This window comes from Streptomyces sp. NBC_00400 (assembly GCF_036048035.1).
In the GTDB taxonomy this organism is placed as follows: Bacteria; Actinomycetota; Actinomycetes; order Streptomycetales; family Streptomycetaceae; genus Streptomyces.
The window spans coordinates 4,120,822-4,140,303 of the sequence record NZ_CP107940.1; the positions used below are offsets into that span (position 1 = coordinate 4,120,822).

Sequence of the window (19,482 nt, forward strand, 5' to 3'; positions counted from 1 at the left end):
GACCCGGGTCACTTCTCGCCTTCGAGTACCGCCTGCATGACGCGCTTCGCGACCGGAGCTGCAAGCTTTCCGCCGGCGATGTCGTCGCGAAGAGTGTCGGATCCCTCAATGACGACCGCGACCGCGACAGGGGTGCCCTTGTCGGTTTTCGCGTAGGAGATGAACCAGGCGTACGGATTGTCCTTGTTGTTCTCGCCGTGCTGCGCGGTACCGGTCTTTCCGCCGACTGTGACGCCGGGGATCTGGGCGTTGGTTCCCGTGCCCTGCTTGACCACGGTCTCCATGATGCTCTGGACCTTCTGGGCGTTCTCCGCGCTGAGCGGCTGGCTCATCTCCTGCGGCGTGTGCTTCTGGATCACATTGAGGTTCGGCGCGACCAGCTGGTCGACCATGTACGGCTTCATCAGCTTGCCGCCGTTGGCGACCGCCGAGGCGACCATGGCCATCTGCAGCGGCGTGGCGCGGTTGGAGGCCTGGCCGATGCCCGCCATGGCGTTCTGCGGCCGGTTGTCCTCGGGGTAGATGCTCTCCGAGGCGCGGACCGGGGTGTTGATCCCCGGGTCGTTGAAGCCGAACTTCTCCGCCTCGGCCTTCATCTTCTTGTTGCCGAGGTCCGCGCTGATCTTGCCGAACACCGTGTTGCAGGACCAGCGCAGCGCCTCACGCAGGGTGGCGTTCTCGCAGGGGATGTTGCCCTCGTTCTTCAGCTCGATGCCCGAGGTGTCGGGGAGCGTGTAGGGCAGCGGCGACCTGGTCTTGGTGTCGACGTCCGTGTAGAGGCCGTTCTGCAGCGCCGCCGAGGCCGTGACGACCTTGAAGGTGGAGCCGGGCGGGTAGGTCTGGCGCAGCGCCCGGTTGAGCATCGGCTCGTCGGCGTCGCTCTTCTTCTGCAGCGCGCCGTACGCCTCGGCGTCCTTGTTGCTCATCCCCGCGAAGGTGGACGGGTCGTACGACGGGGTGCTGGCCAGCGCCAGGATCGCGCCGGTCTCCGGGTTGATCGCGGCGACCGCGCCCTTCTGCTTGCCCAGGCCGTCGTAGGCGGCCTTCTGGGCCTTGGCGTCGAGGGTGGTCACCACGTTGCCGCCCTTCTGCTTGCTGCCGGTGAACATGTCCACCGTGCGGCTGAAGAAGAGCCTGTCGTCGGTGCCGCTGAGGATGCCGTCGTTCAGCTTCTCGAGCTGGTTGGCGTCGAAGGCCTGCGAGGCGTAGCCGGTGACCGGCGCCCACATCTTGCCGTTCTTGTACGTGCGCTTGTACTTGAAGTCGCCGCTGTCGGTGGTCGTGGAGCCGGTGATGGCCTTGCCGTCGACGATGATGTTGCCGCGCGGTGTGCTGTAGCGCTCGATGGCGACCCGGCGGTTGTGCGGGTCGTTCTTGAGCGCGTCACCCTGGACGAACTGCACCCAGTTGACACGGACGAGCAGCGCGAGGACGAGCAGGCCGCAGAAGATCGCGACCCGGCGCAGGGGCTTGTTCACGGGCGGACCACCTGGGTCATCTCGGCGTCGGTGGACGGGGCGGGAGCCGGCGCCGGACGGCGCGCGGTGTCGCTGATCCGGAGCAGGATCGCGACCAGTGCCCAGTTGGCGATCACGGACGAGCCACCCTGGGCGAGGAACGGCATCGTCATACCCGTCAGGGGGATCAGACCCGTCACACCGCCGGCGACGACGAAGACCTGCAGCGCGAAGGCGCCGGACAGGCCGATCGACAGCAGCTTGCCGAACGGGTCGCGGGCGGCCAGCGCCGTGCGGATACCGCGCTCGATCAGCAGGCCGTACAGCAGCAGGATGGCCATCAGCCCGGCGAGCCCGACCTCTTCGCCGACCGTGGCGAGAATGTAGTCACTCTTCGGCGCGATACCCAGGATGAGGCGGGAGTAGCCCTGTCCCAGACCGGAGCCGAGGATGCCGCCGGAGCCGAAGGAGTACATCGCCTGGGCGGTTTCGGTGACACCGCCGTTGGCCAGCTCCAGCGGGTTGAGCCAGTTGTGGACACGCGTCTGGACGTGCGACTCGAACGTCGCCACCGCGACCGCGCCGCCGGCGCTGAGCAGCAGACCGAACACGATCCAGCTGGTGCGCTCGGTGGCCACGTACAGCATCACGACGAACAGGCCGAAGAACAGCAGCGAGGTACCCAGGTCGGTCTCGAAGACCAGGATCATCAGGCTGAGCGCCCAGATGACGAGAATGGGGCCGAGGTCACGGCCGCGGGGGAGGTAGAGCCCCATGAAGCGGCGGCTGGCCAGCGCCAGCGCATCCCGCTTCACCATCAGGTAGCCGGCGAAGAAGATCGCAATGATGATCTTCGCGAACTCACCGGGCTGCAGCGAGCCGAGACCGGGAATCGTGATCCAGATCTTCGCGCCGTTCACACCGGGGAAGAACACCGGCGCGACCAGCAGGACCAGCGCCACCACCATCGAGATGTAGGTGTAGCGCTGCAGGACGCGGTGGTCCTTGAGGAAGATCAGGATGGCGAGGAAGAAAGCGACGCCGAGGGTCGACCACATCAGCTGGTTGGGGGCCATCGCCTTGCCGAGCGAGGGCTCCTGGTCCAGCCGCCAGATGAAGATCAGTCCCAGCCCGTTGAGCAGGGTGCCGATGGGCAGCATCAGCGGGTCCGCGTACGGGGCCCACTTGCGGACGACGAGATGCGCGACGCCGGCCAGCAGGCCCAGGCCCAGGCTGTAGCCCAGCACGCCGGCCGGCACCGAACCGTCCTTCGCCAGTCCGACGTTGATGTACGCGAACACCGGAATCAGCACCGCAAAGACGAGCATCGCCAGCTCGGTGTTGCGGCGGCTCGGGGCTCCGATGGTGCCGATGGTGGTGGTGTTGGTGGTGCTGCTGCTCATGAGATCTACGGCCCCCTAGGCCCTCACTGCTGGGTGCTGCAATTTTTTTCCAGCTGCTTCTGCTCCTCGGAGGGGGCGGCCTGGCTGGTGCTGGGTCCGGGTTTCGGAGTGACGGTCGCCGCCAGCGTGCCGGCCGTGCCGGTGCCGCTGTCGTTGCCCGCCTTGCCGGTGGAACCGGGCTTGGTGCTCGGCGAACCGGACGGGGAAGGCGTACCGGGCTTCGACGGTGTGCCGGCCCGGCCCTTCTTGCCCGGGTGCCGTGCCGCCTCGCGTTCGGCCGCCTCCCGCTGCTCCTTGGTACGGCAGGCATTGGCCTGGTTGTTCAGTTCGGTGACTTTTTCGCCGGCCTGCGTGCGGCTGTCGACCGCGATCGTCTCCTTGACCTGGTTGCGCTGGTACAGCGGCAGGTACTTGAGTTCGATCTCGGGATGGTCCTCGTCCACGTCGTTGAGCTTTATCCACGCGAGGTCCTGGCTGATGCCCCGGTAGAGCGCGACGTGGTCGTCCTTGGCGCCCACGAAGTACTGGGTCTGCGTCCAGTTGTAGCCCGCGTAGCATCCGCCGCCCACGACGGCCAGCGCCAGCGCGATGAACAGCGACCGCTTCAGCCACCGCCCACGCCGGCGCGGCTTGACGAAGTCCTCGTCCATGAACGCGCCGAACGAGCCCTGCGGCGGTCCGCCGACCTCGTGCTCACCGCTGCCGGGCGGCCCGAAGGCACCGCCGGGCGCGGACGGCTGCCCGCCCGGCCGGCCGAGCTCGGCGGCCCGCGCCGCGGGGGTCTGCAGCGTGCTCGGGTCGCTGAGCTGGTGCTGGTTCTCCGCGACGGCGCCGACGATGACCGGGGTGTCGTTGAGCTGGCCGGCCATCGCGTCGTTGCCGTCCACGTCCAGGACGTCGGCGACGATGCAGGTGATGTTGTCGGGTCCGCCACCGCGCAGGGCGAGCTGGATCAGCTCCTGCACGGTCTCGTGCGGCCCGTGGTAGCTGGCGAGCGTCTCTTCCAGCGTCTGGTGGCTGACCACCCCGGACAGTCCGTCCGAGCAGATCAGATACCGGTCGCCGGCCCGCACCTCGCGGATCGACAGATCGGGCTCGACATGATCGCCGCTGCCCAGCGCCCGCATCAGCAGCGACCGCTGCGGATGCGTGGTGGCTTCCTCTTCGGTGATCCGGCCCTCGTCGACCAGCCGCTGCACCCAGGTGTGGTCCTGGGTGATCTGGGTCAGCACGCCGTCGCGCAGCAGATACGCCCGCGAGTCACCGACGTGGACGAGGCCGAGCCGCTGTCCGGTCCACAGCAGGGCGGTCAGGGTCGTGCCCATGCCCTCCAGCTGGGGGTCCTCCTCGACCATCACCCGCAGCTGGTCATTGGCGCGCGTGACGGCCGTGCCCAGCGAGGTGAGGAGGTCGGAGCCGGGGACGTCGTCGTCGAGCTGGACGAGCGTGGAGATCACCTCGGAGGAGGCGACCTCACCGGCGGCCTGGCCGCCCATGCCGTCGGCGATGGCGAGCAGCCGTGGCCCGGCATAGCCGGAGTCCTCGTTGCCCTCGCGGATCATGCCCTTGTGCGATCCGGCGGCGAAGCGCAGTGACAAGCTCATGTGCACCTCACCCGTCGGCTCGGGGTACAGCCGGTCTCGTCGAGCCACACTGCCCACCCTCCGGTCGGGAGCACGCCCGGGTCCGCCGAGTGGACCGTCGCGGCTCGCTCGCTCCGCTCGCTCATTGTCGTACTACTTCCGCAGCTCGATGACGGTCTTGCCGATGCGGATCGGGGCTCCCAGCGGAATCGGTGTCGGGGTCGTCAGTCGGGTCCGGTCCAGGTACGTGCCGTTGGTGGAACCGAGATCCTCGACGATCCACTGGCCGTCACGGTCCGGGTAGATCCTGGCATGCCTGCTGGACGCGTAGTCGTCGTCCAGCACGATCGTGGAGTCGTGCGCACGGCCCAGGGAGATGGTCTGGCCTTGGAGGGCGACGGTGGTGCCGGTCAGCGAGCCCTCGGAGACCACCAGCTTGGTGGGTGCTCCGCGGCGCTGACGGTTGTTGCCGCGACCGCCTTCCTGGCGGCGCTGCTGCTGCGGTGGCGCAGCCTGCCGCTGCGTACGCGCTTCCTGCCCGCCGCGCCGGGCGGCACCGCGCTGTGTGACGCGCGTGCCGAACAAATCACTGCGGATGACCTGAACGGCCACGATGACGAACAGCCACAGTACGGCGAGGAAACCCAACCGCATGACCGTGAGGGTCAGCTCTGACATGCTCCCCGCTTCACCCTTCGGCTTGCCGGTAAACGATGGTGGTACTGCCCACGACAATCCGCGAGCCGTCGCGGAGATTAGCGTGAGTGGTGTGCTGCCCGTCTACCACGATGCCGTTCGTGGAGCCCAGATCCTGGATCGTGGGGGGCGTTCCGACCCGGATCTCACAATGACGCCGGGAGACACCCGGGTCGTCGATCCGTACGTCAGCGTCGGTGCTGCGGCCCAGCACGAGCGTCGGGCGCGAGATCTGGTGGCGGGTGCCGTTGATCTCGATCCAGCGCCTGGTCTGCGCGTGGGGCTGCGGTCCTGCACCGGGCGGTGCCGTACGAGGTACGGGCTGTGCGCCGCCGGGAGGCGGGGACGAAGGCATGGGGGGCGGGCTCACGTGGCCGCCGCCGGGACGGCCGCCGCGGGGCGCCGCGGGGCGCTGCGCGGCCGCCGGGCCCGGCTGGTCCTGGGACGAGCTGGAGGCGAGCGTACGGCTGCGGACGCGGTACAGGCCGGTGTCGAGATCGTCGGCCTTCTCCAGATGGACCTTGATCGAGCCCATGAAGGTGTAGCGCTGCTGCTTGGCGTAGTCGCGGACCATGCTGGAGAGCTCGTCGCCGAGCTGCCCGCTGTAGGGGCTCAGTCGCTCGTAGTCCGGGGTGCTCAGCTCGACGATGAAGTCGTTGGGGACGACCGTGCGGTCGCGGTTCCAGATGGTGGCGTTGTTGTCGCACTCGCGCTGCAGCGCGCCGGCGATCTCAACGGGCTGCACCTCGGACTTGAACACCTTGGCGAAGGTGCCGTTGACGAGACCTTCGAGACGCTGCTCGAAACGCTTCAGTACTCCCACGGGGCACCTCCTTCCTCAGTCTTCGTCGGGGTCGTCCTGATCGAGTCGTCCTGATACTGCTTACTGATCGTATCCACGCGTAGGGAAATCGGCTGGTTCCCCTTTCCCGCCTTGAGGACGAGTGTCGCCCCTCACAGGGTTGCCCGGTGCTTGCTTGCTCCTTGCCCACTGCTCGTGCACTGCGATCGTAGATGTGCCCCGCGGACAGTGTCCCGCAACCGCCGGGCACTGCTGCCGGGCGGGTGCCGGAGTCGGACATGACGCATGCGCCGGCCCTGTCCCGGCCGGCCCGGAGGCGGGCCGGGTGGCCCCGCTCCTGTTGCGGCTACCGCGAGTGTGAACCCTTGGGGCAGTGCTCGGCGAATGTCCGAGGCACGGAGGGGTGCGGCCCGGGTGCTGCCGCAGGGCGGGGACCGGGGAAAAGGCCTGTGAAGGCACCCCTGGCAGCGTGCTAGTGTTCTGGATGTCGGAAGGCGCTCGCACAAGACCCGGACGGAACAGCCCGGATCATGTGAGAACATCAAACGGCAACACCCATGCGCGGGTGGCGGAATAGGCAGACGCGCTGGATTCAGGTTCCAGTGCCCGAAAGGGCGTGGGGGTTCAACTCCCCCCTCGCGCACAGATGAGACCCCCGGTCTCCGGAGAAATCCGGAGACCGGGGGTCTTTCGTTGTGTTCGTCACGTTGTTGGGTATGTCACGGCGGCCTGGCGGCTTGAGGGGTGCGTCACATGCGGGGCTGGTGGGGCCCTCGGGGTTTGGTTCCGTGGCCCTTTGTGGTGCCGGTGTCACGTTGCGTGGTGGGTTGCCCGGGCTGTGCCTTGGGGCGCCGCCGGCGCCGGCCCTCTTCTTCCTCTCCCCGGCCTCAGGTCCTCGTCCTCCGGTCCGTGACGCCCGGTTGTGGCCTTCGGTGTGGTCGTACGGGAAGTACGGGCCAACGAGCCGCACAGGCTGGGGAGTCGGGGAGTCGGGGAGTCGGGCCGGCGTGCGTCGCGTGGTCGGGGCCGGCGTGCGCCGCGTGGTGGGCGCCGTGGTGCGGGCGCCCGCCGCGAAGGGGCTCTTGGAAGGTCTCAGGCGGCGAAGCGGGCGACGAGGGCCTTGGCCTTGGCCGCCGCGTCCTCGTGAGCCTTGTCGCGGGAGGTCTCGTACAGCGGGATGAGCTCGGCCATCGCCGGGTTGCTGGGGGCCATGGTCAGCTCGGGGACGATGAAGTCGACTTCGAGTCCCAGCCCGCCGCCCAGTACGGCCTCCAGGTAGTTCTGGACGTACTCGAAGGGCTCGCGGGGCGTGCCCGGCGCGTACGAACCACCGCGGCTGGCGACGACGGTGACCGGGGTGCCCTTGGCGGACGGCTGCTCGCCCGCGGTGCGGCCCATGAGGATCACCTGGTCGAGCCACGCCTTGAGCGTGGAAGGAATCGTGAAGTTGTACATCGGAGCGCCGATGACGATCGCGTCGGCCTGCTCCAGCTCCTCGGCCAGCTTCACGCGCAGCGCGAAGGCCGTCTGCTGCTCGGGGGTGTGGCCGGCCGGGTCGGAGAAGCCTGCGGAGGCGCCGATGCCGTCGAGGTGCGGCAGCGGGTCGGCGGCCAGGTCGCGGTGGATCACGATGCCGTCGGGGTGCTGTTCCTCCCAGGCCTTGCGGAAGGCCGCGGTGACCGAGCGGGAGGCGGAGCCGCCCTCGGGGGACAGGGAGGAGTCGATGAGCAGAAGCGTGGCCATGGGGATCGGTCCTTCGCTACGTGGCCGGGCGGTGCGCGACCACTGGTTGAATTCCGTACGTAACTATTAATAGCACAGTAGCTTACTTTTCTGCAGTAGCAAACGGGAGGACGGTACCCTGGCTGTATGGCGGATCACGGCGAGGCGGTGTGCAGGCAGGTCGACGACGGTGTGACGCGCGTCTTCGAGCTGTTGGGGAAGCGCTGGACGGGGCTGATCGTCGCCACCCTGATGCCGGCGCCGGTGCACTTCGCCGATCTGCGGCGGGCCATCCCCGGCATCAGTGAGCGCATGCTCTCCGACCGCCTCGTGGAGCTGGCGGCGGCCGGCCTGCTCGTACGCGAGGTGGATCCGGGCCCGCCGCTGCGCGTCTCCTACCGGCTGACGGAGGCCGGTCTCGCAATGGAGCCCGCGCTCAAGGAGCTGGGGCGCTGGGCGGAGACCTATCTCGCCGATGGCGGGCAGTGTCCGGAGCGGTTCCGGAGGTGAGCGGGTCCGGGGGTGAGCGGGTCCGGAGGCGAGCGGGTCCGGGAGTGAGCGGGTCTGCGGGTGGGTGCTTCCGGGTAGGGCTGGAGTGGGGCGCGGGTGGTCGCGTCCGTAGTTGCCCCGCCTCCTTGCCCCGTCCTCTTGTCCCGTCCCGGCCGCTCGTGCCCCGTCCCGGCCGCTGGTCCCCCTATCCCAGTCGTTCCTGGGCGGCGTTGTAGCGCAGCAGGTAGGTGGCGAAGCGGTCGAGGTCGTCCTCGTCCCAGTCGGCCAGGCGCTCCCGGAAGGCCTTGCGGCGGCTGGCGGTGACGTTGGCGAGAACCTGGGCGCCCTTTTCGGTGGGGTGCAGCACCTGGACCCGGTGGTCCTCCGGGTCGACGCGGCGCTCGACGAAGTCGAGCTTCTCCAGTGCGGCGATCTGGCGACTGACCGTGGACTTGTCCAGGAGATAGTGCGCGGCGAGGTCCGTGGCGCGGCATCCGTGCTGGTCATCGAGGTGTGCCAGCAGGGTGTAGGAGACCAGTGACAGCTCGGGGTGCATCCGGGCGGCGGTCGCGCGGGCCCGGCGGGCGAACGCGGTCATCTCCTGCTGGATGGTCTCGACGGAGTCGTCGCGGTGGGTCACGAGTTGCCTTTCGCAGAGGTAGTTGTATAGTACAACGCGTATTGAGAGTTGCATTTACCAACTACTGCTTCCGGTCAGTAGTGGCGACAGCTGATCCGACGAGCTGAGAAGGGCTGCCCATGAGTACGGTCCGGCCTCCCGACCATCGAAGCGAGCAGCACGGCAGCCACCGTTCCGCGCGCTCCTCCCACTCCGCCGGGCTGCGTCATGTCCTGACGCACCTGATCACCCCGCTGCTGATGTGCATCGGGATGGGTCTGGCGTACCTGGGCGCCTTTGCGAACCCCGCACCGCATCACCTTCCCGTCGCGGTCGTCGGATCGGGCCGGAGCGCACAGCTGCTCGCCCAGTCGATCAACGACAAGGCGGACGGTGACCTGGAGGTGCGGACCGTCGCTGACCGGGCTGCGGCGGTCGACGGGCTCAAGCACCAGGAAATCTTCGGTGCGTATGTGATCCATGCGCAGGGTGCGCCGAAGGCTTCGGTGAAGGGCGCGACGAAGCCTTCAGCGAAGGGAGTGGAGAAGGCTTCCGCGAAGGGAGCGAAGGATGGGGCCGGGGCCGGGGCCGGTGCCGGCGGGACGGCTGCGGCTTCGGCTTCGGCGAAGGCGGCGCCCGAGCTGTTGGTGGCGACTGCCGGATCCGACACCAGCGCTTCCGTCGTACAGAAGGTCTTCACCCCGGTCGCGGCGCAGCAAGGCGCTCCCCTGAAGGTCACGGACGTGGTGCCGACGGCCGAGGACGACCCGACGGGACAGGGCATCTTCTTCCTGCTGGTCGCGATCAGCATCGGCTCGTACGCCTCGGTCGCGGTGATCGGCGGTGCCGGGGCGGTGCTGCCGGTCCGGTTGCGGGCTGCGCTGGCGATCGGCACGTCTTTCGTCGTCAGCCTCATCGGGACGGCGTTCGCCGGTCCGGTCTTCCACCTGGTCGACCACGGTCTCAGGGGCCTGTGGGGCATGGCCTGGCTCTACTCCGCCGGCATTCTGCTGATCGGCACCGGCCTGCACACCTTCCTCAAGCGCTGGACCACGCTCGGCGTGATGGCTCTCTTCGTCATGCTCAACTTCACGTCCTCCGGCGGGATTTTCCGTCCGGAGATGCAGAACGGATTCTTCGCGGCGCTGCACTCCTTCTGGAACGGCGCGGGCTTCGTGGAGGGCACCCGCAGCCACGTCTACTTCGACAATGACGGCCTGTCGGGACACGTCTGGACGCTGGGGTGGTGGCTGGTCGCCGGCCTGCTGATGGTCGGGGCGGCGGCGCTGGCCGAGAAGCGGCGGCGTACCGCGGAGGCGGAGGCGGCGGCCAATGCCGCGGCGGTGGCGGCGGCCGCGGTGGCGGCGACGGTGCCGGAGCCGACGCGGAAGCGGGGAAGTCGGACGGCGCGGTCGGCAGGGGGAGCATCAGGGCCGGAGGCGGGCGCTGCGGGCGCGGATGTCGAGGTGGCTGCGGCGGCTGCGGCTGCGGAGGCGAACGTGGATGTGGAGATGGATGTGGAGATGGAGATGGAGATGGAGGAGGCGGTGGGGGTCTAGCGGTTGATTCGGGGTGGGCGGGACGGGCGCCGGGGGCGGAGGTTGATGGATGGGGCGGTGTGCCTGCCTGCCTGCCGCTGCCCACCGTCTGCCGTCTGCCGTCTGCCGTCTGCCGTCTGCCGTCTGGTGCTTGGGGCGCTTGAGGTGCTTGGGGGTCCGGATGTCCCGAGTTCTGAGGCTCCGACGTGCCAAGAGTTCGTCGTTCCGAGAGTTCGTCGTTCCGAGAGTTCGTCGTTCCGGGAGTTCGTCGTTCCGGGAGTTCGACGTCCTCGGCTTCCGATGTCGGGAGATTCAGGGGGCCGGGATTCCGTGGTTCAGGGATCCGTGGTTCGGGATGCTGTGGTTCGGGGATCCGGAGAGTTATCCACAGGCTCTGCAGGGTGTGACCGGATCTCGGTAACGTCATTGCTCGTCGGCAGGCCGGGTTCGCTCGGCGGGCTGATGGACGCAGCGGACAAGGACACAAGAACGCAGGTCGTGAAGGGGGAGGTGGCCCGCTATGCCGCGTGTGCCGTACGTACCGGGGTTTGCGAAGGCGGACGAGCAGGGGACGTCGCCCAAGGCCGCCGGGCGGGCCCTGAGGGAGCGCCTTCCGCGTGCCGAGCAGGCCACGCTGTCGCTCACGGCCGGGCGGCCGGATGCGGTCGCGGCGGTTGAGCAGTCGAACGCCGGCCGACTGGCTGACCTGACATCGATACGGGTCGGCCGGATGGCCGCGAGCCCCTTTGCCTTCCTCCGCGGCTCTGCGGGCCTGATGGCGTATGACCTGACGGGCAGCCCCGTGACCGGCATCGGCGCGCAGATCTGCGGGGACGCCCACGCCGCCAACTTCGGACTCTACGGCGACGCCCGCGGTCAGCTCGTCATCGATCTCAACGACTTCGACGAGACCTTGTACGGGCCGTGGGAGTGGGACGTGAAGCGGCTTGCGACATCGATGGTGCTGGCCGGCCGGGAGGCGGGCGCCGGCGAGGACGACTGCCGCAAGTCGGCGCAGGACGCGGCGGGCGCGTACCGGCACACGATGCGGTTGCTGGCGAAGCTGCCGGTGACCGAGGCGTGGAATGCCATCGCCGACGAGGCGCTGGTGTCGCACGCGGACGCAAAAGATCTCGTGGGGACGCTGGAGCGGGTAGCGGACAAGGCGCGCAAGAACACCAGCGCGCGGTTCGCGGCAAAGGCGACGGAGGAGACGCCGGACGGTGGCCGCCGGTTCGTGGACGCGCAGCCGGTGTTGCGGCGGGTGCCGGATGCGGAAGCGGCCGCCGTGGCCGCATCTCTCAGCGGTTATCTGGAGACGCTTCCCGAGGACCTGCTGCCCCTGATAGCTCGGCACGCGGTACACGACGTGGCTTTCCGAGTGGTCGGCACGGGCAGTGTGGGGCTGCGGTCGTATGTGGTGCTGCTGTTGGACCACCGGGGCGAGCCGCTTGTCCTGCAGGTGAAGGAGGCCCGCGCCTCGGTGCTGGTGCCGTTCGTGGCGAAGGTCGGCTTCCCGGTGCCGCAGGTGGTGCACGAGGGCCGCCGGGTGGTGCTCGGGCAGCGCCGGATGCAGGTGGTCAGCGACATCCTGCTGGGCTGGACGACGGTGGAGGGTGCGGCGGCGCCGGGCGGTGGAGCGCCCGCGGGGAACGGTCGGCGGGAAGGAATGGCCTTCCAGGTCCGCCAGTTCAGAAACCGCAAGGGCAGCGTGGACCCGGCGCAGCTGTCCGGCGACCAGATGGACGACTACGCCCGTATGACCGGTGCTCTTCTGGCCCGAGCCCATGCGCACAGCGCCGACCCACGCCTTCTGGCCGGCTACTGCGGCAAGAACGAGGAACTGGACGAGGCGATCGCAAACTTCGCGGTCATGTACGCGGACCGTACGGAAGCAGACCATGCGGAGCTGGCCACAGCGGTGAAGAACGGTCGGATTGCGGCGGAGACGGGGGTGTAGGGGGAGGCGCTCGGGTTCCCGGCAGGGGGGTGGAGGTCGGCGCGGGGGTGTTTTGGGGCACGGCCGGGTTCGGGGGCCGGAGTAGCGGGGGCCGGAGTAGCGGGGGCAGGAGCCCTGCCCGGGAAAGGGGGCGGTGAGGCGGTGGCCCGCCGGGAGCTGCCGGGACAGGTGTGCGGGGTGTGCGGAGTGTGGGCAGCTCGTGGAAACGGAGCGGTCGGCGGCGCTCCGACCGTCGTGGCGTCGCCATGACGGCCTGCGGACCGTTGATCCGTTGCCACGAGGGCCGGCGTGGCTCAGGCCGGCAGCCTGGTCCGGGGGATGCCTGGGCCGCTTGGTCGGCTGACGAGCAGGCTGCTGATGTTGATCTGGTGGGCAGGCTGCTCAGGGATCCGTTGGCCGGCTGAGGGGGTCGCTGCGGGCTGCCGGGGCTTCCAGGCCTGCCAAGCTCCCGGGTCGGTCGGGGCTCCTGGGGCTTGCCGGGGCTTCTGGGCCTGCTCGGGGCTGCCCGGCCTGTCGGGGCTGCCAGGGCAGATGGGACCTGTCGCGGGTGAGGGGGTGGGTGGGGGTTGGGGGGAGGGGGAGGGCCCCGGTAGGAAGCGAGTGAATGGCCGTGGAGGGCCGGGCCCGGCGTGGGCCGTACGCTGACCGGGTGACGAACTCGCACGCGGAGAACACGCAGGACGGTCAGCACCGACCGGACGTACCGGACGCCACGGCCGCGCCGCAGGCACCGGATGCCCGCGGCGACGGTCGCAGAGCCCAGGTCGGGCAGGACAGCGGCTCGGGAGACCGGACCGGGGCCCCCGAGGCGGTGGATGCCGGCCACGGAGCTCAGGGCGATTCGCCTGCCGCTCAGGCCGGGGCGGGGACCGAGCCGGGCGGCGCTCCTGATGAACAGGCGGCGCAGGACGAGGCGACGCGGCGGCTGGCGAAGGCGGTCCTGGCCGCGGAGCAGGCGCTGATCGAGTTCGAGATCGCGGTGGAGACCTTCCGGGTGGAGGTGGAGAACTTCTCCCGCCTGCACCACCAGCGGCTCGGCCCCATGTACGCGCGGCTGGACGAGCTCGATGCGCAGATCGCCGAGGCTGTGGCGGCGCGTACGGGGGCTCCCGAGGACGTCCGTAAGGCGCAGGAGGCGCGTGCGTCGGTGCTGCCGATGCCGGAAGTCGAGGAGCTGTTCCACGGCTGGATGGGCTCGGACGGGCTGTTCTCCGAGGCGCAGGCGATGCTCACCGAGCAGCCGGTGCAGCCGCCGCAGAAGGTGCGGCCCAGCGAGGAGGCCCGCAAGGTCTACCGCGACCTGGTGCGCAAGGCCCATCCGGACCTGGCGCGGGACGATGCCGAGCGGGCACGGCGCGACGAGTTCATCGCGCGGGTCAACGCAGCGTACGGGCAGGGTAACGAGGCGCTGCTGCGGGAGCTGGCGAAGGAATGGGAGGCCGGTCCCGCGCCGGCCGAGGAACGGCTCAGCGAGAGTGAGGAGCTGTACGCCCGGCTGGAGTGGCTGGCCGAGCGCAAGGAGCTGCTGGCTGCCGCGGCCTCCGAGCTGGAGGAGAGCGCGATCGGGGCGATGATCAAAATGGCGCCGGAGGACCCGGACGCGCTCCTGGACGAGATCGCCGAGAAGCTGCTCGCCGATGTCGCGGAACGCGAGACGTACCTCGCGCAGCTGGTCGGGTAGCGTCGGGACCATGCAATTTGGTTCTGTGCCCACGGTCGATGTCGACGCTCTCGCGTCGGAGCACTTCCTCCTGGACGTGCGTGAGGACGACGAGTGGGAGGCGGGGCACGCCGAGGGCGCGCTGCACATCCCGATGAGCGAATTCGTCGCTCGCTTCGGAGAGTTGACCGAGGCGGCCCCTGCGGACGGCAAGGTGTATGTGCTGTGCCGGGTCGGTGGACGCTCGGCGCAGGTGACGCAGTATCTGGTCCAGCAGGGTGTCGACGCGGTGAATGTCGCGGGTGGCATGCAGGCCTGGGAGGCCGCCGGCCGCCCCGTGTCGGATGGCAAGGGCGGCGCCGGGGTGGTCATCTAGCCGGGAGCCGGGAGCCGGGAGCCGGGAGCCGGGAGCCGGGAGCCGGGAGCCGGGAGCCGGGTTGGGCTGCTCGGTGTCGGAGGCTCATCGGGCGGCTGTCCGCGGTCGGGCGTGCGGTGGCCGCCCAGCGGGGCCTGGACTCGGCGCTGCGCCGGTATATCGGCGGCACGGGCCCGCCGCGGACACTCGCTGTGCCTTCCGCCCTTCTCCCGCCTCAGCTCAGTGGATGTGCTGCGAGCAGGTCGCCCAGGGCCTCCTCATGGGCAGCGGCGGGGCCGAGGGAGAGCTCCAGCTGTTTGGCCCAGGCGTGGTAGCGGTGCAGAGAGTAGTCGGTGTCGGCGCCGAAGCCGCCATGGAGGTGCTGGGCGGTCTGGACGACGCGGCGTACACCCTCCGAGGCCCAGATCTTGGCGACCGCGACATCCCCGGCGGGCGGGAGCGGGCCGGCCGCGTCGGTGGTGATGCGCCAGGCGGCCTGCCAGAGGGTGGCCTCCATGGCGCGCAGGTCGATGAAACGGTCGGCGGCCTGGACGGCGACGGCCTGGAAGGTGGCCACCGGGAATCCGAACTGCTCGCGCTTGCTCGTGTAGTCGCCGGTCATGGCGAGGACGCACTCGCCCAGGCCCAGGGCGAGTGCACAGGTGCCGGTGGTCAGAACGTTGCGCAGCAACTCCCAGGCGTTCGGGTCAGTGATCGTTTCCTGGCCGCTGAGGCGTACACAATCCAGCCGGACCTCGGCAAGGCGCTCTCCGGTGGTGGATATCTGGTCATCGAGTGTGACGCCCGGGTGGGTGCGGGGGACGAGCGCGAGTACGGCGTGGCCTTCGGGGGTGTGGGCGGGGAGCAGGATCCGGTCCGCGGTCCGGGCCCAGGGAACGGCCGTCTGGACCCCGTCGAAGACCCAGTCGGTACCCTCCTGGCGGGCGTCGACGGCGAGTTCGGCCGGTTCGTGCCCGGTGCGCCCGCTGCCGGCGGCGGTCACGACGAGGTCCCCGGCGGCAATCCGGGGCAGCACTTGCGCACCCAACTCGTCGGCTGCGTAACGCTGGAGGGTGAGCGCGGCGGCGCCGGCCTCCAGCAGCGGCACCCGCGCCAGCACCTTGGCCGACTCGCGGAGTACGAGGCAGAGCGCGATCGGGTCGAGGCCCGCGCCGCCGTGCTCGGGCGCGATCGGCAGGCTCAGCAGGTCGGCGTCGGCGAGCTTGCGCCACAGGGCGCGGTCGAAGTCGTCGGCGACCGCACCGGGGGTGAGCGCCGGGCTGGGCACGCCGTCCGGCGCGACTGCCGCGAAGACGGCCCTGGCCGCTTCGACGGCGGCCTGCTGCTCTTCGGTGAAGGTGAAGTCCATTGCACTGTCCTCCCACGCGCCGCCTCGCACTGACGTTGCGTCAAGGTAGAACATGTTGCAGGAATTGGGAATGGCGGAACCGTTGGAAGGGGCGGAAGGGGCAGATCCAGTGGGAGGGGTGGAAGGGGCGGCAGCGGTGGACGGGTGAGGCGGCGGAGGTGTGGGGTGTCGGCCGAGCGCTATGCGGTGGCGTCCGCCCGGACCGGATTCATCAGGTTCATCGGGTTCACCGGTCGAAGTCCAGCTCGACCTTCTCCGTGACCGGGTGGGACTGGCAGGCGAGGACGTACCCCGCGTCGACCTCGTCGGATTCCAGGGCGAAGTTGCGGTCCATGCGGATCTCGCCTGAGACCAGGAAGGCGCGGCAGGTGCCGCAGACGCCGCCCTTGCAGGCGTACGGGGCGTCCGCGCGGTTGCGCAGGACCGCCTCGAGCAGCGACTCGCTGTCGTGGACCGGCCAGGTGCCGGAGCGGCCGTCGAGAGTGGCGGTCACGGTGCTGTGCGCGGGGGTGGCGGCGGCGGGGGCGGCCGGGGCGCCGTTGTCGACGTGGAAGATTTCTTCGTGGATGCGGGTGCGGGGCACGTCGAGGGCGCGGAGGGCGCGTTCGGCGCCCTGGACCAGGCCGTAGGGGCCGCAGAGGTACCAGCCGTCGACGGAGTCGATCTTCAGAAGCGCGGGCAGGAGGGAACGGAGCCGTGCCTCGTCCAGGCGGCCGGAGGGCAGGCCGGCTTGTTGCTCCTCGCGCGAGAGGGTGTGGATGAGCTGGAGGCGCTGGGGATAGCGGTCCTTGAGGTCGGCCACCTCCTCCAGGAACATCGTCGATGCCGCCGTGCGGTCGCTGCGGATGAGGCAGAAGTGGGCGTCCGGCTGCCGTTCGAGCAGGGTGGAGGCGATGGACAGCACGGGGGTGATGCCGCTGCCGCCGACGATGGCAACGAAATGTCCGGGGCGTGGTGCGAGGGTGAACCGGCCGGCCGGGGCCATCACCTCCACCGTGTCGCCGACGGTGAGTTCCTTGAGCGCGTAGGCCGAGAAGACGCCGTCCTCGACGAGGCGGATACCTACTCGCAGTACGGGCTGGTCGGTGGCCGGGGTGCAGATGGAGTACGTACGGCGGATCTCCTGGCCGTCGACCGTTCTGCGCAAGGCGACGTGCTGTCCGGGAGTGTGCCGGAAGGCCGTGCGCAGCGCGGGCGGGACCGCGAAGGTGACGGCCACCGCGTCGTCCGTGAGCCGCTCGATCTCCCGGACCTGGAGCGGGTGGAACATCACAACTCCTTGAAGTGGTCGAAGGGTTCGCGGCAGGACTCACAGCGTCGCAGGGCCTTGCATGCCGTGGAGGAGAACCGGCTCAGCAGGGTGGTGTCGGTCGATCCGCAGTGCGGGCAGCGGAGGGTGAGGTCGACGGGGACCGGGCTGCCGGCCGGTCCCGTGGGGCGCGGGGGTGCGATACCGAATTCCGCGAGCTTGCGGCGGCCCTCGGCGGTGATCGCGTCTGTGGTCCACGGTGGGCTGAGGACCGTGCGGACCTCGACCTCGGGTATCCCGTGGTCGTGCAGCACTCGCTGGATGTCGGCCGACATCGTCTCGATGGCGGGGCAGCCGGTGTAGGTGGGAGTGAGCCGCACCTCGACCCGGCCGGGGCCGGTCAGCTGCACCCCGCGCAGCACTCCCAGTTCGGCGAGGGTGAGCACCGGCAGTTCGGGGTCGGGAACGGAGCCGGCCAGGGCAAGCAGTTCCTCTTCGAGGGCGGTGGTGGTCACCATGCCGCCCCCGGGTGGCTGCGGTGGAGGTGCTGCATCTCGGCGAGCAGCCGTCCGAACGATTCGGTGTGCAGGCCCTGGCGGCCCGCGCCGGCCGTCCAGGCACCGTGCCGGGGGCCTTCGGGGACGGTGAGGGTGGCTTGTTCCAGGGTGGCGGTGATGCGTGCGGTCCAGCTCTCGTGCAGGGCCGGCCAGGGCACCGTTTCCAGTCCCGCCACCGGCTCGAAGAGTTCGCCGGTGAAGCGCCAGAGGGCGTCCAGGGCATGTTGCATCCGGGTGTGGCTCTCGTCGGTGCCGTCGCCCAGGCGCAGCGTCCACTGATGCGCGTGGTCGCGGTGGTAGGCGACCTCCTTGACGGCCTTCGCGGCCAGCGGTGCCAACTCGCTCTCGGTGGTGGCGAGATGGTCGAAGAGCAGCTCCTGGTAGGTGGAGAAGTAGAGCTGGCGGGCGATGGTGTGGGCGAAGTCGCCGTTGGGCTGCTCGACGAGCTGGAGGTTGCGGAACTGCCGCTCCTCGCGCAGATAGGCCAGTTCGTCCTCATCGCCCACGAGGGAGAGCAGCACACGGGCCTGTCCGAGCAGGTCCAGCGCGATGTTGGCCAGTGCGACCTCCTCCTCCAGGACCGGGGCGTGCCCGGCCCACTCGCCCAGGCGGTGGGAGAGGATCAGGGCGTCGTCCCCGAGCGGCAGGGCCGGGGTGGCGGTGACGTTCATCAAAGGTGATGCACCCCGTCCGGGATCTCGTAGAAGGTCGGGTGGCGGTAGGGCTTGTCGCCGGCCGGCTCGAAGAAGCTGTCCTTCTCGTCCGGCGAGGAGGCGGTGACCTGCGCGGAGGGCACCACCCAGAGGGAGACGCCTTCCGAGCGGCGGGTGTAGAGGTCGCGGGCGTTGCGCAGCGCCATCTCGGCGTCCGGTGCGTGCAGGCTGCCGGCGTGGGTGTGGGAGAGTCCGCGGCGGCTGCGGACGAAGACCTCCCACAGGGGCCAGTCGGCGGGCCGGGCGGCCGGCGCCGCGGGGGCTTCGGCAGGGCGTGGTGTCGTCATCGGGTGACCTCCCCGTGCTTGGCCGCGTGTGCGGCGGCTGCCTCGCGCACCCAGGCGCCGTCCTCGTGAGCCTGCCGCCGGCGGCTTATCCGCTGTTCGTTGCAGGGGCCGTTGCCCTTGAGGACCTCGCGGAACTCGGCCCAGTCGATCGGGCCGAAGTCCCAGTGGCCGCGCTCGTCGTTCCACGTCAGATCCGGGTCGGGGAGCGTGAGCCCGAGGGCTTCGGCCTGGGGGACGCAGATGTCCACGAAGCGCTGGCGCAGCTCGTCGTTGGAGTGCCGCTTGATCTTCCAGGCCATGGACTGTGCGGAGTGCGAGGACTCGTCGTCCGGCGGGCCGAACATCATCAGCGAGGGCCACCACCAGCGGTTCACCGCATCCTGCGCCATGGCGTGCTGTGCCTCGGTGCCGCGGCTGAGGGTCAGCAGGAGTTCGTAGCCCTGTCGCTGGTGGAAGGACTCCTCCTTGCAGATTCGGACCATCGCGCGGGCGTAGGGGCCGTACGAACAGCGGCAGAGCGGGACCTGGTTGGTGATCGCCGCGCCGTCCACCAGCCAGCCGACGGCTCCGACATCGGCCCAGGTCAGGGTCGGGTAGTTGAAGATCGAGGAGTACTTCTGGCGGCCGGAGTGCAGCTTGTCGAGCAGTTCGTCGCGGCCGGTGCCCAGGGTCTCGGCGGCGCTGTAGAGATACAGGCCGTGACCGGCTTCGTCCTGCACCTTCGCCATCAGGATCGCCTTGCGGCGCAGGGACGGCGCGCGGGTGATCCAGTTGCCCTCCGGCTGCATGCCGATGATCTCGGAGTGGGCGTGCTGCGCGATCTGGCGCACGAGCGTCGAGCGGTAGGCGTCCGGCATCCAGTCCCGCGGTTCGATGCGTTCGTCCGCGGCCACGGTGGCGTCGAATACGGCCTCGCGTGCCGTTTCCTCCGGCGCGATCGTCGTCATGTGGTGCCCCCTCGCTCCCGACCGACCGATCGTTCGGTTCAATGGTGAGCGGGCGGGCCGCGGGTGTCAAGCCTGT

18 protein-coding genes and 1 tRNA gene are annotated in these 19,482 nt (G+C 69.8%); 6 read left to right on the forward strand and 13 right to left on the reverse strand.

All coding sequences use genetic code 11. The annotated features are described in order from the left end of the window. Positions 1-8 precede the first annotated feature (8 nt). The 5 genes from OHS81_RS17910 to OHS81_RS17930 form a co-directional block, all read right to left on the reverse strand. The gene (locus OHS81_RS17910) at positions 9-1,478 is read right to left on the reverse strand and encodes a peptidoglycan D,D-transpeptidase FtsI family protein (protein WP_328385746.1); all 1,470 of its coding nucleotides are present in this window, start codon (positions 1,476-1,478) and stop codon (positions 9-11) included. Beyond that, positions 1,475-2,860 carry an FtsW/RodA/SpoVE family cell cycle protein gene (locus OHS81_RS17915; RefSeq protein ID WP_328385747.1) on the reverse strand — a complete coding sequence of 462 codons (1,386 nt, stop codon included), beginning with the start codon at positions 2,858-2,860 and terminating at the stop codon, positions 1,475-1,477. The genes OHS81_RS17910 and OHS81_RS17915 overlap by 4 nt, the downstream gene beginning before the upstream one ends. Positions 2,861-2,883: 23 nt before the next feature. After that, on the reverse strand, positions 2,884-4,464 hold the full coding sequence (locus OHS81_RS17920) for a PP2C family protein-serine/threonine phosphatase (RefSeq protein ID WP_328391229.1): 1,581 nt from the start codon (positions 4,462-4,464) through the stop codon (positions 2,884-2,886). Between the two features lie 132 nt (positions 4,465-4,596). Further along, positions 4,597-5,121, reverse strand: coding sequence for an FHA domain-containing protein FhaB/FipA (locus OHS81_RS17925; protein WP_093492247.1), 525 nt, complete (start codon positions 5,119-5,121; stop codon positions 4,597-4,599). Between the two features lie 10 nt (positions 5,122-5,131). Next, complete coding sequence (locus OHS81_RS17930) at positions 5,132-5,962, reverse strand: DUF3662 and FHA domain-containing protein (RefSeq protein ID WP_328385748.1); 831 nt, start codon at positions 5,960-5,962, stop codon at positions 5,132-5,134. A gap of 538 nt (positions 5,963-6,500) precedes the next feature. Between OHS81_RS17930 and OHS81_RS17935 the strand changes: the two genes are divergently transcribed. After that, positions 6,501-6,584, forward strand: a tRNA-Leu gene (locus tag OHS81_RS17935). A gap of 449 nt (positions 6,585-7,033) precedes the next feature. Here the strand turns inward: OHS81_RS17935 and OHS81_RS17940 are convergent. Next, positions 7,034-7,684: an FMN-dependent NADH-azoreductase gene (locus OHS81_RS17940; protein WP_328385749.1), complete on the reverse strand. Its 651-nt coding sequence runs from the start codon at positions 7,682-7,684 to the stop codon at positions 7,034-7,036. A 126-nt stretch (positions 7,685-7,810) separates the two neighbouring features. Here OHS81_RS17940 and OHS81_RS17945 point away from each other — a divergent pair, with 126 nt between their 5' ends. Then, a complete protein-coding gene (locus OHS81_RS17945; protein WP_328385750.1) occupies positions 7,811-8,173 on the forward strand; it encodes a winged helix-turn-helix transcriptional regulator in 363 nt (120 codons plus the stop codon). Between the two features lie 184 nt (positions 8,174-8,357). Here OHS81_RS17945 and OHS81_RS17950 read toward each other — a convergent pair whose 3' ends face one another. Continuing rightward, positions 8,358-8,792: a MarR family winged helix-turn-helix transcriptional regulator gene (locus OHS81_RS17950; RefSeq protein WP_093492248.1), complete on the reverse strand. Its 435-nt coding sequence runs from the start codon at positions 8,790-8,792 to the stop codon at positions 8,358-8,360. A gap of 119 nt (positions 8,793-8,911) precedes the next feature. Here OHS81_RS17950 and OHS81_RS17955 point away from each other — a divergent pair, with 119 nt between their 5' ends. The 4 genes from OHS81_RS17955 (at position 8,912) to OHS81_RS17970 (ending at position 14,305) form a co-directional block, all read left to right on the forward strand. Then, entirely contained in the window at positions 8,912-10,330 is a 1,419-nt protein-coding gene (locus OHS81_RS17955) for an ABC transporter permease (protein WP_443058719.1), read from the forward strand. A gap of 499 nt (positions 10,331-10,829) precedes the next feature. After that, positions 10,830-12,269, forward strand: coding sequence for a DUF2252 domain-containing protein (locus tag OHS81_RS17960; protein ID WP_328385751.1), 1,440 nt, complete (start codon positions 10,830-10,832; stop codon positions 12,267-12,269). Positions 12,270-12,918: 649 nt separating this feature from the next. After that, positions 12,919-13,950, forward strand: a complete 1,032-nt coding sequence (locus tag OHS81_RS17965) for a J domain-containing protein (protein ID WP_328385752.1) — start codon at positions 12,919-12,921, stop codon at positions 13,948-13,950. A gap of 10 nt (positions 13,951-13,960) precedes the next feature. Next, positions 13,961-14,305, forward strand: a complete 345-nt coding sequence (locus tag OHS81_RS17970) for a rhodanese-like domain-containing protein (protein ID WP_328385753.1) — start codon at positions 13,961-13,963, stop codon at positions 14,303-14,305. A 214-nt stretch (positions 14,306-14,519) separates the two neighbouring features. Here the strand turns inward: OHS81_RS17970 and OHS81_RS17975 are convergent, their stop codons facing one another. From OHS81_RS17975 to paaA, 6 genes are all read right to left on the reverse strand, one after another. After that, positions 14,520-15,653: an acyl-CoA dehydrogenase family protein gene (locus tag OHS81_RS17975; protein ID WP_328385754.1), complete on the reverse strand. Its 1,134-nt coding sequence runs from the start codon at positions 15,651-15,653 to the stop codon at positions 14,520-14,522. Positions 15,654-15,879: 226 nt separating this feature from the next. Further along, positions 15,880-16,923, reverse strand: a complete 1,044-nt coding sequence (paaE, locus tag OHS81_RS17980) for a 1,2-phenylacetyl-CoA epoxidase subunit PaaE (protein ID WP_328385755.1) — start codon at positions 16,921-16,923, stop codon at positions 15,880-15,882. Beyond that, positions 16,923-17,420, reverse strand: a complete 498-nt coding sequence (paaD, locus tag OHS81_RS17985; protein WP_328385756.1) for a 1,2-phenylacetyl-CoA epoxidase subunit PaaD — start codon at positions 17,418-17,420, stop codon at positions 16,923-16,925. Before paaD ends, paaE begins: the two co-directional genes overlap by 1 nt. Then, the gene (paaC, locus tag OHS81_RS17990; protein ID WP_328385757.1) at positions 17,414-18,130 is read right to left on the reverse strand and encodes a 1,2-phenylacetyl-CoA epoxidase subunit PaaC; all 717 of its coding nucleotides are present in this window, start codon (positions 18,128-18,130) and stop codon (positions 17,414-17,416) included. Before paaC ends, paaD begins: the two co-directional genes overlap by 7 nt. Beyond that, positions 18,130-18,459: a 1,2-phenylacetyl-CoA epoxidase subunit PaaB gene (gene paaB / locus OHS81_RS17995; RefSeq protein ID WP_328385758.1), complete on the reverse strand. Its 330-nt coding sequence runs from the start codon at positions 18,457-18,459 to the stop codon at positions 18,130-18,132. The genes paaC and paaB overlap by 1 nt, the downstream gene beginning before the upstream one ends. Beyond that, positions 18,456-19,406 carry a 1,2-phenylacetyl-CoA epoxidase subunit PaaA gene (paaA, locus tag OHS81_RS18000; RefSeq protein ID WP_311623115.1) on the reverse strand — a complete coding sequence of 317 codons (951 nt, stop codon included), beginning with the start codon at positions 19,404-19,406 and terminating at the stop codon, positions 18,456-18,458. The genes paaB and paaA overlap by 4 nt, the downstream gene beginning before the upstream one ends. Between the last annotated feature and the right edge of the window lie 76 nt (positions 19,407-19,482).